At 51.0% G+C, this 13,956-nt stretch carries 14 protein-coding genes; 9 read left to right on the top strand and 5 right to left on the bottom strand.

Translation table 11 applies throughout. From position 1 onward, the window contains the following. Positions 1-24 precede the first annotated feature (24 nt). Positions 25-276: an HPr family phosphocarrier protein gene (locus tag NZD86_RS16970; protein ID WP_326492580.1), complete on the bottom strand. Its 252-nt coding sequence runs from the start codon at positions 274-276 to the stop codon at positions 25-27. Positions 277-963: 687 nt separating this feature from the next. Between NZD86_RS16970 and NZD86_RS16965 the strand changes: the two genes are divergently transcribed. Beyond that, positions 964-1,137 carry a hypothetical protein gene (locus NZD86_RS16965; RefSeq protein ID WP_268043238.1) on the top strand — a complete coding sequence of 58 codons (174 nt, stop codon included), beginning with the start codon at positions 964-966 and terminating at the stop codon, positions 1,135-1,137. A gap of 562 nt (positions 1,138-1,699) precedes the next feature. Next, entirely contained in the window at positions 1,700-3,988 is a 2,289-nt protein-coding gene (locus NZD86_RS16960) for a PAS domain S-box protein (RefSeq protein WP_268043237.1), read from the top strand. 15 nt (positions 3,989-4,003) lie between these two features. Here the strand turns inward: NZD86_RS16960 and NZD86_RS16955 are convergent, their stop codons facing one another. After that, positions 4,004-4,171 (bottom strand): hypothetical protein, encoded by a 168-nt coding sequence (locus tag NZD86_RS16955; protein WP_268043236.1) that lies wholly within the window; start codon positions 4,169-4,171, stop codon positions 4,004-4,006. 67 nt (positions 4,172-4,238) lie between these two features. Beyond that, positions 4,239-4,502: a hypothetical protein gene (locus NZD86_RS16950; RefSeq protein ID WP_268043235.1), complete on the bottom strand. Its 264-nt coding sequence runs from the start codon at positions 4,500-4,502 to the stop codon at positions 4,239-4,241. Positions 4,503-4,634: 132 nt separating this feature from the next. Here NZD86_RS16950 and NZD86_RS16945 point away from each other — a divergent pair, with 132 nt between their 5' ends. The 5 genes from NZD86_RS16945 (at position 4,635) to NZD86_RS16925 (ending at position 10,266) form a co-directional block, all read left to right on the top strand. Then, positions 4,635-4,958, top strand: coding sequence for a thioredoxin family protein (locus tag NZD86_RS16945; protein ID WP_268043234.1), 324 nt, complete (start codon positions 4,635-4,637; stop codon positions 4,956-4,958). A gap of 79 nt (positions 4,959-5,037) precedes the next feature. Further along, a complete protein-coding gene (locus NZD86_RS16940; RefSeq protein WP_268043233.1) occupies positions 5,038-7,488 on the top strand; it encodes a bifunctional acetate--CoA ligase family protein/GNAT family N-acetyltransferase in 2,451 nt (816 codons plus the stop codon). Between the two features lie 119 nt (positions 7,489-7,607). Beyond that, entirely contained in the window at positions 7,608-7,922 is a 315-nt protein-coding gene (locus tag NZD86_RS16935) for a DUF2653 family protein (RefSeq protein ID WP_268043232.1), read from the top strand. Positions 7,923-8,023: 101 nt separating this feature from the next. Continuing rightward, a complete protein-coding gene (gene trxB, locus NZD86_RS16930) occupies positions 8,024-8,983 on the top strand; it encodes a thioredoxin-disulfide reductase (protein WP_268043231.1) in 960 nt (319 codons plus the stop codon). Between the two features lie 215 nt (positions 8,984-9,198). Then, positions 9,199-10,266: a hypothetical protein gene (locus tag NZD86_RS16925; RefSeq protein WP_268043230.1), complete on the top strand. Its 1,068-nt coding sequence runs from the start codon at positions 9,199-9,201 to the stop codon at positions 10,264-10,266. A gap of 86 nt (positions 10,267-10,352) precedes the next feature. On the opposite strand, the gene wrbA is transcribed toward NZD86_RS16925, so the two are convergent. Continuing rightward, positions 10,353-10,964 carry an NAD(P)H:quinone oxidoreductase gene (wrbA, locus tag NZD86_RS16920; RefSeq protein WP_268043229.1) on the bottom strand — a complete coding sequence of 204 codons (612 nt, stop codon included), beginning with the start codon at positions 10,962-10,964 and terminating at the stop codon, positions 10,353-10,355. Between the two features lie 205 nt (positions 10,965-11,169). Between wrbA and NZD86_RS16915 the strand changes: the two genes are divergently transcribed. After that, positions 11,170-12,600, top strand: a complete 1,431-nt coding sequence (locus NZD86_RS16915; protein WP_268043228.1) for an amidase family protein — start codon at positions 11,170-11,172, stop codon at positions 12,598-12,600. Between the two features lie 42 nt (positions 12,601-12,642). Beyond that, on the top strand, positions 12,643-13,002 hold the full coding sequence (locus tag NZD86_RS16910) for a DUF423 domain-containing protein (RefSeq protein ID WP_268043227.1): 360 nt from the start codon (positions 12,643-12,645) through the stop codon (positions 13,000-13,002). Here NZD86_RS16910 and NZD86_RS16905 read toward each other — a convergent pair. Next, complete coding sequence (locus NZD86_RS16905; protein WP_268043226.1) at positions 12,946-13,884, bottom strand: DMT family transporter; 939 nt, start codon at positions 13,882-13,884, stop codon at positions 12,946-12,948. The two genes, NZD86_RS16910 and NZD86_RS16905, sit on opposite strands and share 57 nt — an antisense overlap. Between the last annotated feature and the right edge of the window lie 72 nt (positions 13,885-13,956).

The following is a 13,956-nucleotide window of genomic DNA, read 5'->3' as shown; positions in this document are numbered from 1 at the left end:
CGTGATGTATGTCTTTATGTCATGTCAACTCTGAACAACCGGAATCAGTGCGGCCAGCGCTTCTTGTTCGTCGGGGCCGCTCACCGTGATTTCGATTTCGGTCCCTTTCGCAATGCCAAGACTCAAAATACCCAAAATGCTTTTCCCGTCCACGGTCTTGTTATTTACAGTCAACTTCACATCTGATTTATACCGCTGTGCGGTGTTGACAAAATTTGATGCTGGGCGAGCGTGCAGCCCGGCTTCGCTTTTCACTTCAACTTTTTCCGATACCACGTCGAAGCGCCTCCTCTTTTTGCCCATCCCCAACTGTCGGGGACCTTTCTTCATACATGTGATGATCATACATGTATAACGTCGAATCATAAACTTACAATTGATGTACAGTTGAATTTCCTCGGGGCGCCGAGCGCAACTGTAATTGACAACGCTTTATTTTACACCATTGAGTGTATTCAATCATCTATACGCGTAAATCGGCAATCTTTCCGATTGACCGCAACCGTTTATTTTCGTTGAAGGATGTCCGTACCGGAACATTGGCCCATCCGCTTCGGCCCATGTATGCATAGGCTGTCATGCGTATGTGTAGCACGTTTGAAAGGGTCGAGGAGAGATGTATGGGTTAACACCTTGGATTATCGGTTTTTGTACGTTGTTCATCGTGTTTTTCGTCGTCCTCTTGGTGCGTGGAGCAGTACGGTCGTGAAGGAGACGATAAGGGGTTATCGCCAGAGGTACGGCGGTAGCCCCTTATGACATGTTTGGCAGCCTCCTTCAAGTCCTTGCCCGTCTCAGACGTTCAGTCTGTAAGGATATCTGACATGAATATAAATATAGTTGAATTCATGTTAGGTAAACTAACAAAACTCGTTGACGGACATGTCGGTCTCCTCATATCCTTTAGATAACAACATGAACTACGGAGAACACGTTGGGTGGTTCGGGTTGGAGGGAGAGACAATGCAACTTGATTCACCCTTCGAGACGGTGATCTTTACTCACATGGATGAAGCTCAAAATCAGTTGCTGCTTCGCGATTTACACGCCGCCGTTGAACGGAATGAAATCAAAATTATCGATATTAAACGATATCGTGATCAACTGATCATCACGTTTCGTCGGCTCTCGTCCTGAGACGGAGGGAGCCGAATGCATCAGCCGCGTCATCATGGTAGTCCACGCCACTCCTGATTGAACGGACGACATTGTCGTCCGTATTTTTTATACAACACAGATTTGAAGAGGCCATCACGAATGGAAAGGTAGGTATTGGGTAATTTATCCGTGATCGAAAGCAAGGGGGAACCTTTACACCTGCATCACGGATATCAATTTGAGGGTTTGGTTTCCTAAACTAAATAGAAGTGCCGTCATTTATTTCGTTTCAGCTATCGTATTGGCCTTGGCGATGTTTCTGCCTTTCACGTTTACGAGGGACATTTATTTGAACCGAATTTGGATTCGGTACATTTTTCCGATTAATTGCGTTCTCATTCCGGCGTTACTATTCGTAGCGTCCATGTTCCGTAATCGAAAAAAGCCGGTCGCAGTGGTATAAAGCATGTAAGAACGAGTGTACGAACAAGGCGACCCAAATAATAAACATATTCCTCATACTTTACACACTAGTCACTGACGGTGGTAGGCTGTTATCATATAGGGAGGAATATCTAGACATTTCGGCAACGACAAGGGTGTGAGCGTTGTGTTGAACGACAACGCATTTGGCTGGAATTCCTTGGATGATCAGAACAGCGTGGAAAGTGAATTCCGCCACTTGGTGTCTGAAATTCTTGATTCTGAATACGATGGTTGTTTAACGTTTATTTATGATGAGTCCTCCCATGCCTTGCGACCAGGTCCAGGTTTTGACGCTATCCCGAAAGAAGTACATCCAGTCTTTCCATACATGGGAACGGACGCTGATTTTGTGGGCCAATCGCTTGTTGAACGGCGGCTCGTCGTGGTTGACGATGTGGAAGCACACCCATCATTGGGGGCCTTTGATACCGTCCTCCGAATCGTTTGTGCACGGTCATTGTGGATCGTACCCGTTGTCCTTGATGGGCGCATTTTTGGACTCTTCGCAGTCTATCACAAAACGAAGCTCAAAATACATAAAACGGATGAACGCTTATTGTCACTAATGGCCGTTAACCTTGCCAAGACTCTTCAGTACAGTGAAACCCTCAGTATGAAAGTTCGATACGAACAGCTATTTTTACATCATCCGTTTGGTATGATGCGCCTTGACCGCAATGATATCATTGTCGAAATAAATGAAGCACTGACAACTTTCCTGGGAGATACCAAACGTACGTTCATTGGCATGGACTTTACGCGATTTCTTACTCGCTTGGGTGTCACGCCCGACGAAATTCGCTGGAACACAAGCGACCATTTGCTTATCCGAGATGTTCACGGACAATCACGCAATATTCTGTGGTTAACCGTGCCCATCAAGGAGGATGACAGAATCCACGGTCGATTTGTCGTTATGCGTGATATTACCGACTTTTTGGACATGCAACATGAACTTCGAACAACGCAAAGTATGTTGACGTCGTTCGTGGGGAATTCCGCAGATGCCATCATGGTGATTGATGTCAACGGGACATTAATGGAAGTTAACCCAGCTTTCGAACGGATTTTTGGCTGGAAGTCGGATGAAGTGGTCAACCTCTATGTCCAAGATCTAGCGGGAATAGACTTGTCTCTAGTTCGCAGGCAACTGTCAGACGGGGACGATAACGCACTGTGTTTTTATGAGACGAGGGCAAGAGATAAGTACAATCACACAGTGGATGTCGACGTTGCTATTCATGCCATTCGACACAACGGCATTCTTTCAGGGTTTGTTGCAGTCGTGCGAAACATTTCTGTCAGGAAGGAAGCAGAAAATCAACTGCGGAAGAGTGAAAAGCGATACCAATCCCTCCTTCATCAAAATCCGAACGGAATTGTTGCAGTGAACTTAAAAGGCGAGATCGTGGAAGTAAACCAGGCTTTTGAACGTCTCGTTGGCTTTACACTTCGGGATAGGCACCAGGTCAATCACATTACTGACATCGTACCCACCCCGTATCACGGAGAGATTCGTTCGTGGCTTCTTTGGAATCATGCAGGGACGTTGGACCGTGAAATTAAACCTCTTGAGATGGAACTTGTCCATCGTCGTGGGCATACTGTCCCCGTTGCCGTGACGCGTGTACCAATGGTTACGTCGGCTGGGACGATGGAAGGATACTTTTTCATTGTCGAGGATTTAACCGAACGGAAGCGTGCGGAGGAGATTTTTCGCTTGTCGGACAAGTTGTCTGGCGTTGGGCAATTGGCTGCTGGGGTCGCTCACGAAATCCGCAATCCCTTAACGGCAATACGCGGGTTCTGTCGACTGATGGAAGAGGGGTCAACGCCAACCCAGATGCGTTACCTTCAGATTGTCCAGAGTGAACTTTCGAGAATTGAACTCATAGTTGGCGAGATGATGGCACTCGCAAAACCTGCGGTTGCCGTATTTCGTTCGGAGATTGTTCGGAATATCATAGAAGAAGTCGTCACCCTAATGAATGCGGAAGCACTCTTACATAACGTTTCGATTCAACTCGATTTACCGAAGGCGCCGGTTATCATCCAGTGTGATGTAAACCAAATGAAGCAGGTACTCGTAAACATTATAAAAAATGCTGTCGAAGCATTCCATGAGTCCGGGGTGATTCGAATCACGCTGAGATCGAAGGAGGATTTTATCGAAATCTCTGTGGAAGACAACGGTCCGGGTATCCCCGAGGAAGACTTGGAACTCTTAGGCAAACCTTTTTTCACGACAAAAGAAAAAGGCACTGGACTTGGCTTATTGGTCAGTCGACGAATTGTACAAGCGCATGGCGGTACCCTCCATGTGCGTAGCAAGTTGGCAGAAGGTACCACCGTCCTGTTGCGCTTGCCGCTAAACTTTGAACCGGCTATGGACGAAAACGACTAGGCCTCCTTCGGGTCTTTACTGTTTACCTGAGCGCCAACCGTTGTATGGGTGCTGCGGTGGCGGTTGTAGTAGACCGCGCCGTTTTGCGCCTTTGTGAGCCATTTTGAACAATTCCTGGACTTTCTCATCGCGAGCGACACCGAACGCGAGCGAACCCAGCCTGACGAACGTATTGATCTTCATCAAGGTCACCTCCAACGAACAGCTCGAACAACCTCGATTTACCATATGGCGTGGGTTGTTTGATCGTTCACTGCTCGCTTTGGGTATCGGCCAAAGTTTCGATCGTATTTTCAAGTCGGGCCTTGAGGCTACGGGCGGCAATTTGATTGTCCGCATTTTGTGTTGCCTGAACGGCTTGTTCAGCGTGATCGATGGACTGTTCTGCCTGGGCAATCATCGTCTTTGTCGTATGGGATTGTACCTGCCTCACTGCATTTTCGGCCTTGTCCAAGGCATTTGAAGCATCAATGAGCGTGTTTTGCGTGTTCATGCTTGTGAAGTGCTGGGGCATCCTTTTTTCCTCCTTCACCGGTACGACGAATTATGGTTTAATATCACCGAGCTCGTTCGACAATATTGTGTCGAGTTTTTCCACATCGGTGCTTCGCGGTATAATAGGACCGTAAAGAGAGGAGACCCAATAATGAACGACATTCGGTCAAACGACGAATACAATCAAACGACAAGTAAGGGTCGTGTCATGGTGGAGTTCTACGCAGACTGGTGTCCTGATTGTAAGCGGATCGAGCCGTACTTTGGGGAATGGGAAGAGAAGTACAAGGACTCGTTTTCCATGGTACGAGCGAATCGCGACGAACTTCCTGACCTCGGTGAGAAGCTGGAGATTTTGGGCATTCCAACATTTATTGCATATGACAACGGTAAAGAAGTAGCGCGTTTATTCAGCCGCGACGCCAAGTCAAAGGAGCAAGTGGAGACATTCCTAGACGGGGCTTATCAAAAGTAATACGCTATGCTTGCTACCTGGGTGCACGTGCTTGGGTAGCCTTTTTGTATACTTCGGTACATACCAGGGGGACATTCTTATGGCTCGCGTCATCCTGCGGGACGGATACGTTGCCGATTTGCGCAAGGCTGAAAATACACCAACAGATAAGGAACTAATTCGAAATCTCCTCTTATCTGCTTCGGAAGAAAGCTTATACTTTCGATTCTTTCAAGTTATTCGTGAGTTTGACGATACAACCATTGCGAAGATGGTGGGGGATGGAGGCGCATCTGCCCTCACGCTAATGTGTACAGATGGTCATCGGGCCCTTGGAATAGGTAGCTATCAACGAGTGGGCGATTACAGTGCCGAGGTTACATTTCTCGTTGACGACAATGCTCAACATCGAGGTCTAGGGTCCTTGTTGTTAGAGAATCTAGCTGAACGCGCATATTTAAATGGCATTCGGCAGTTCGAGGCGAACGTTCACACGGACAACGAACGCATGATGCATGTGTTCCGAGCGAGCGGTTTTTCCATGACAAGCAATCAGGAGTCAGGTGTCATTCACTTGGTTTGGACACTCCGACATAATGAACGCAGTCGTGCTTTGCAGGAGACGCGTGAACGACTGGCAACGGCGGCCTCACTACACAGCTTTTTTCATCCGAGGTCGGTCGCAGTCGTGGGAGCTTCGCGGACGCCGGATCGACTCGGTCATGTGATATTCCGTCATATACTGAACAGCGACTATCGGGGCACGGTCTACCCGGTCAACCCGACGGCAGCGTCAGTCGCCGCTGTGAAAGCGTATCCCACGCTCGCCGACGTGCCCGAGCCGGTCGATCTCGCCGTTCTTGTCGTTCCTGCCAGTCAGATCCTTTCTGTCGTCGACGATTGTATCGCCGCGGGTGTCAAGGCTGTCATGGTTGTCTCCTCAGGGTTTTCGGATACCGATCCGCCAGGCAGGGAGTTGGAGAGGGAGCTTTTACAGCGACTCCGCACTGCAGGATGTCGTTTAATTGGGCCAAACAGTCTTGGACTCATTCAACTGGATCCAGAGTTACAATTAAATGCAAGTTTTTCACCCCAGGTTCCGGAACACGGTCGTGTTGCCATTGCCTCGCACTCCGGTGCCCTGGGGATCACCATACTGGACTATGCAACGCGCATTGGGCTGGGCATTTCGAGTTTTGTCAGCCTGGGCAATCGGGCGGATGTATCGGGTAACGACGTACTTCAGTACTGGGAGTCTGATCCAGAGACGGACATGATTTTACTGTATCTTGAATCGTTTGGTAATCCGCGAAAATTCACGCGCATTACGCGGCGGATCACGCGCAACAAGCCGATTTTGGCCGTCAAGAGCGCACGCACGCCCGTGAGCGTTGACGTTGCAAAGAGTCGGACCGTGGCTGTGGCCGCTGAGGATGCAACAGTGGAAGCCATGTTTCGGCAGACCGGTATCATCCGCGTGGATACACTCCAGGAATTATTCGACGTCGCTGTCCTTCTGCGTGCAGGTGAGTGCCATGCGGGCCGTCGTGTGGCCATCGTGACGAACACTGCGGGAGGGGCGGTGATGACGGTTGATCGTTTATTGAGGGAAGGTCTTGAGTTCGTGTCACCGGTGATGAATCTCGGTTTTGAGGCCTTGGCTGAAAGCTATCGTGTAGTGCTGCCACAGGTTTTACGCGATCCGGCCGTCGATGCCGTCGTCGTCCTGTTCACACCGGTCGGTCCTTCGTATGAGGAAGCTGTGCGCGTGGCGATTTCCGCCGCCCTGTGCGAAGTAGCAAACGATCCGCCGCAGCCCGGCGTCCGCCATCCGTATGAAAAGCCAGTTGTGGCGAACTTCCTGACGACTGGCGATTACCGTGTTCGCTATCTCGAAGTGGATTCTGACAGGCAGATTCCTATCTATCCATTCCCAGAGCAGGCTGTTCGAGCGCTTGCAAAGGTATCAGCGTATCATGAGTATCGGGATCGTGATCCTGGTCATATTCCGGATTTGGCGGACATCGACACACAGGCTGCACGCGACACCATCCGGAGTGCATTTGACACGATGACGACATCTACGTCGCTGAACGAAAAGCAGGTTCGAAGTGTCGTTCAGTCTCTGGGTATATCGCTCGAGTTCGAAAATGAGAAAGTTCAGCCGCCGCAAGCTCAAATCGTCGTTCGAGTCGATTCAGACCCACTGTTCGGACCGTTGATTCGACTTGACTTGGGTGGGCATACTTCTGGTGAATCCACTGTCCAGGATCAAGTCGGACAACCACTCGTCCCCGCAATGCGGCTGGTACCGTTGACGGATGCAGATGCAGAGGGTATTTGGCGGGAAGCACGTGGAAGATATGAAGGTTCTTTTGATAAGAATTGTAGGGATACGGTCATTGATATGATTCTGCGCCTATCACAGTGGGTCGAAGACGTTCCCGAGGTAACGCGGGCTCGTTTTGATATCGTAGTGAAGGATGGCCAGTTAGTTTGTGCCGCCGCCAGTGTATCCGCAACCTGGGTCAATGCGCCGGATATAATATAGAATAGACATTGCCCTTGGTCTGGCGACCCTGATACATTGCGGCGTCGTATATAGGGGATCCTATGACGGATCAGGTGCGTTATCACACGTTGGTCGACGCATAACTGGAGGGGATAAACGTGTTTGGTCGTGATGACCCATCCTATCGTTATCTTGACGAACAAGCCGTCGCGGATGCATGTTGCGAATACGTTGCTGACATTCGTCGGTGCGCGCCGGAAGATGTTGATGTCGAGTTGATGTACCATCCTCGTGACGGATTTAGTGCGGGGATTCGTATAAACGGTTATTCCGAGCCTCCTTTAAGCGAAAAGGATTTGGTTGATGCCGTGGCCGATTTCGTATCCAATCGAGAGCGCGTAGCGCCACGTCAAGTTACGGTGAATCTCCAGTTCGACGAGCGTGCAGGGATATATGCTGACGTGTCAATTTAGGTGTCTACGGTTGAGGACGCAGGGCAACATGTCATCTGCGAACCTAGCTTACTTTTTTATTGTGCGATCCTGTGGCAATATTAAACACGGAGGGATGTTACATGGAACATCGCAAGGTTATGATTCTTGGAACCGGTCCGGCCGGATATACGGCCGCCATATATAGTGCCCGCGCTAATCTGGAACCGTTGGTCATCGAAGGTGACGAGCCGGGTGGACAGCTTACGTTGACGACCGAGATCGAAAACTTCCCAGGGTTTATTGACGGCATCATGGGACCCGAGCTGATGGACAACATGAAGAAGCAGGCAGAGCGCTTTGGAGCCGAGTTCCAGCGGGGGAGAGCAACGTCCGTTGACTTTAGCACCAAGCCGCTTCGCGTCACGGTGGACAAGGACAAGGAGTACACAGCAGACGCAGTCATTCTTGCGACTGGTGCCTCGGCGAAGATGCTCGGCATCCCTGGGGAATCCGACTTGATTGGTCGCGGGGTTTCAACCTGTGCCACGTGTGACGGGTTCTTCTTTAGAAACAAGCGAGTCATAGTTGTCGGTGGCGGCGACTCCGCCATGGAGGAAGCGACGTTCTTAACGAAATTCGCCTCGGAAGTTACAATCGTTCATCGCCGTAACGAATTGCGCGCATCGAAAGTGATGCAAGAGCGCGCCCGTGCAAACGAGAAAATCAAATGGGTCTTGAACGTGACAACAGAAGAGGTCAAAAGCGACGGGAACAAAGTCACTGGACTTCAAGTCGTCGACAACGACACAGGGGAACGAAGAGTCATTGAAGCGGATGGGGTTTTCGTGGCAATCGGGCATCGGCCAAATACCGAGTTCCTAAATGGCCAAGTGGTCACGGACGAAGTAGGGTACATCGTTACCCAAGGTGCAACATCTCAAACATCAGTTGAAGCCGTTTTTGCTTGCGGTGACGTGATGGATGCTCGCTATCGCCAAGCGATCACTGCGGCCGGGTCAGGATGCAAAGCTGCGATGGACGTCGAAAAGTATCTTGAAGGCAGCATGACACACGATTGGTCGATGGCTGAAAAGGTTTAATCCTGGTGTTTTTTATGGGGCTAGATACTCTGTCGGGTCTGACAGGGAATCTTAGCCCCTTCTTTGCGTTGTGCCGGCACATGAACGGCTCTTCCTTAGCAAACTTTTTTCCTGAAAAAGGTTGCATATATGAAATAAGAGCGCATGTGCCACCAAATATGTGCGCATACTTTAACCGCATGACCCTACTCCAATATTGAAAGGGAGCTGAACAAATGCAACAGTTTGGCAATCAGTCATTTGGTGGCTTCAATGCGATGAATCAAGGTTTTGGCGGCGCATCGCAGATGGGCCAACAGTACGGCAACAGCACGTTTGGCCAATTCGGAACGGATCCGCAAGTTGTTCGTCAACACATCCAAGAAGACTTGCAGAGTGCGTTTGGCGGTCAACAAATGGGCGGCATGGCCGTTAGACAAGGCTCCGTGAATGGCGCTGCTATGCAACAAGCGATTAGCTCTGTACCTGCACAAGTACGCGGCCAACAGGGCCAACAGCTCGGCTATGGTGCACAAGCGCAGTTTGGTCAACAATTTGGCAACAGCACGCTCGGTCAGTTTGGGACAAATCCTCAGCAAGTTCGCCAACATATCCAAGAGGACTTGCAAAACGCAGCATTTGGCGGAAGCCAAGGCCAAGGCGCTGGCATGGGTATGGGTATGGGTATGGGTGCACAAGGCGCTGGCATGAGCATGGGTGGACAAGGTGCTGGTATGGGCATGGGCGGCCAAGCTGGTGCTTTTGGTGGCAACACGCTGGGTCAATTCGGCACCAACCCACAGCAAGTTCGTCAACACATTCAAGAGGACTTGCAAAACGCAGCATTTGGCGGTAGCCAAGGTCAAGGTGCTGGCATGATGGGCATGGGCGCACAAGGTGCTGGTATGGGCATGGACGGCCAAGCTGGTGCTTTTGGTGGCAACACGCTGGGTCAATTCGGCACCAACCCACAACAAGTTCGTCAACACATTCAAGAGGACTTGCAAACCGCAGCATTTGGTGGTAACCAAGGCCAAAGTGCTGGCATGATGGGTATGGGTGGACAAGGTGCCGGCATGATGGGTATGGGTGGACAAGGTGCTGGCATGATGGGTATGGGTGCACAAGGCGCTGCAATGGGCATGGGCAGCCAAGCTGGCGCTTTCGGTGGTACACTGGGCCAATTCGGCACAAATCCACAACAGGTACGTCAGCATATTCAAGAGGACCTGTCTAACGCAGCATTCGGCGGCAACCAAGGCGCTATGAGCTCTGGATTTTACGGTGCGAACAACTTTCAATAAGCAACTAGGTGGAGTTCCGGTTTCACGTAAATTAGGCTGAGCCACACGGCTCAGCCTAATTTACGTTACCAGTAGACAATTTACATTCATGCTTGGCCTTTTTTGATCCAGTCCGCAACCGTCACAACCCGTCGAGCCTGGTGCTTGATTGCCCCGATGGACGCTTCGGAAATACTACCATCTTCGACAGCCGTCACACTGGTTCCGTACGGATTACCACCTGCTCCAAACAGGGACTGGTCTGTGTAGCCAGGTGCGACCACAATGGCGCCCCAGTGGTACATGCTTGTGTACAGGGAAAATAGCGTGGCTTCTTGACCGCCATGTGCATTTTGAGCGCTTGTCATGCCACTGACGACTTTGTTGATGGTTTTTCCTTGTGCCCATAAGCCACCGAGCGTGTCGAGGAACTGTTTCATTTGGGATGGTACGTTGCCGAACCGGGTCGGTACGCTGAAAATCAAGGCGTCCGCCCATTCGATATCATTGGCGGTTGCTTCCGGCACATCTCTCGTCGCTTCGTAGTGTGCCTTCCACCCCGCGTTTGCCGCAATGGCTTCCTCGGGCGCGAGTTCAGGCACTTTTAAGACTTTGACATCGGCCCCCAGTTCCTTCGCAGCGTCCGCAGCGGCAAGGGACATTTTATGGTTTGTGCCTGTAGAACTGTAGTAAATGATCGCAAGTTTTACATCTGCCAAGTCGCACCCTCCCAATAAGAATATGTGAGTCGATCACACCACTTGAAGTATTCGCCGAATGCCTAAGCTTATACGGCGGCACATGGACCTTTCCATGTCCGGCTGCCAACCTTCTTCGTTGTCAATGAGAGCTTAGTGTGCGAAACTCGGACAGAGAACACTTTCATTTCTAGCGAGGAAGGTCTGGACAATAATGCTCGATTTCATGATGTGGGATATTGACACACTGCTGTTACAACAGCAGCAAGGGAAACTCAGCTCGTTTGACATCGTTTCCAAATGCCTTGAGCAGATCGCGTTACATAACCAAGATGGTGCGCAAATTCGAGCGGTGATTGAAGTCAATCCAGACGCGTTAGCCATCGCACAGGCACTTGATAGAGACAGGGAACGCGGTGTTTGGCGTGGGCCTCTTCATGGTATCCCGATTTTAGTCAAAGATAACCTGGACACGGCAGATTTCATGCACACCAGCGCCGGGTCCGTAGCGATGGCAACTCACCGGGCTGCGCAGGACGCACCTGTTGTAAAACGTCTGCGCGAGGCGGGAGCGGTCATTTTGGGCAAGGCGAATCTCACCGAGTGGGCCAATTTCATCAGTGATCACATGCCGAACGGATACAGTTCCCGCGGCGGACAGACGTTGAACCCGTATGGGCCGGGGCGGTTTGACGTGGGCGGATCGAGTGCGGGAAGTGGTGCAGCGGTTGCCGCAGGGTTTGCCGTGGCAGCCATCGGTACGGAGACGAGTGGCTCTATTCTCAGCCCGGCCAGCAACAACAGTCTGGTTGGAATTAAACCAACTGTTGGGTTAGTGAGCAGAACCGGAATTATCCCCATCTCCATGGGCCAAGACACCGCGGGTCCCATGACGCGGACGGTGTCTGACGCAGCCAGAATCCTCCAAGTCATTGCCGGGGAGGATAAGGCTGACGCCGCAACTGCGTCGACCGCCCATCTCGCCCGCGACTATATGTCGCAACTGCGCGTGGGGAAACTGGCTGGCGTCCGCATTGGCGTTCCTCGGGGGTATTATCACAAAGGCCTGTCCGACGAAGAGCGAGAAGTCTTCGATGCCGCTGTAAATGTGCTGAGAGAAAAAGGGGCAACGCTCGTCGATCCGCTTGAACTGCCCACGCCTGAGCTGAATGAAAACATCGACGTGATGATTCACGAATTTAAAGTCGCGCTCAATGCTTACTTGGCAAAGACGGAGGCTACTTTACCCGCGCGCACACTGGCAGAGCTTATCGCTTACAACGACGATCACGCCGAGATCGCACTGCGATATGACCAGGCACTGTTTCGTTTGGCAGAGGAAACGAGCGGATCGTTGACCGAAGCAAAATATCTTCAACAGCGTCTCCGTGATTTGAAGTGGTCACGTGAGGACGGAATTGATGGGGCACTGCAGGAACATGGATTGGCGGCGCTCGTGTTTCCGTCGTATTTCGGTTGCAGCATCGCCGCGAAAGCCGGATATCCGTCCATAACCGTCCCCGCGGGGTATACCAAAGCGGGACAACCGGTCGGACTGACGTTCACGGGTACGGCGTTTTCGGAGGCGGAGCTGATTGGCCTTGCCTATGACTTTGAACAGGCGACGAAGTACCGCAAGGCACCTCAACTCGATTAACCAAGTAGTGCAGCACTGAAACATTCGGAAAGGATGAGTAGAATGGGGTTTGCTGTAACAGGAGCGGTTTTTGCGTTCTTGTCCGTGGCACTGGGCGCTTTCGGCGCCCATGCTTTGAAGGATCGATTATCACCGGACATGTTGAGTGTGTTTCATACAGGTGACCAGTACCAGATGTATCATGCACTGGCGCTTATCGCTGTTGGAATTCTTTTGCGGATGGGCATCGGCGGTCGGGCCATGCATATATCCGGGTGGCTGTTTGCCGTCGGCGTTGTCCTTTTCTCGGGAAGCCTCTACGCTCTGAGTACAACTGGCGTCAAAGCATTAGGTGCGATCACGCCCTTAGGCGGGTTGTGTTTTCTCGCCGGGTGGGTATTCTTCGTCATTGCTCTTGCCTGAGTGATTCAGTCGCAGAAACGCAAAAACGCCAATGAGGCATATTGCGCCTCCAAGGGCTTGAAGTAACAGGATCGGTTGGCCCAATAAGAAAAAGGCAAGTACGATTGCGCCAACCGGTTCACCTAAAATGGTCATCGACACGGTTGTCGCGGCAACCGAAGACAGCAGCCAGTTGAAGATGCCGTGGCCAAGTACCGTGGAGACGACGGCCAGCAGCGCGAACATCAACCAATCTTGCCCGCTGTACCCGAAGAGGGGTGAACGCGTGCCAATGTTGAAGAGAAACAAAACGAGGCCAGCGACAAAAAAGACGAGTACATTGTACGTTGTACCTGAGACGCTTTTACGCAGCTTTTGACCGGCTATCATGTACACGGACACAGCGACTGTCCCGATCAGAGACAGTAGGTCTCCCCACAGATGTCCACTGCCTCGTGTCATGTCACCGGAGGCCACCACGACGCAACCGAATACGGCAAGGCCCATACTGAAAACGGCTTTCCTGCTAGCACCTTCGCGGAACACGATGATGGAGCCGATGAGAACAAAAATGGGCTCAAGCGAAATAATGATCATCGACGAGGCGACAGACGTTTCTTTCAAAGATTGAATCCAAAACAAAAAGTGTAGACCGAGAAATAGGCCTGATAATAGAACAAGTCCGATATCTTTTCTCGATAGAGCGACAAGTTCTCGCCTTTTGTTCCACGCCATAGGCATGAATAGAATGACGGACATCCATAACCGATACATTCCGATGATTGCTGCAGGTGCCTTCGACCACTCGATGAAAATGGATGAGAAGGAGACCGCCAACAATCCGATGAGCAAGCTGAGACCAACGACGGATCTTGACGCCGTTGTCACTGAAATACGTGTCATTTTGAGCGTTCTCTCCTCGTTCACGACAAAACTAACTTTACATGAGACACTCTACGCCCCGTTCGAATTCTC

This window comes from Alicyclobacillus dauci, from assembly GCF_026651605.1.
Taxonomy (GTDB): Bacteria; Bacillota; Bacilli; order Alicyclobacillales; family Alicyclobacillaceae; genus Alicyclobacillus; species Alicyclobacillus dauci.
This window is presented reverse-complemented; position numbering and strand designations above follow the sequence as displayed.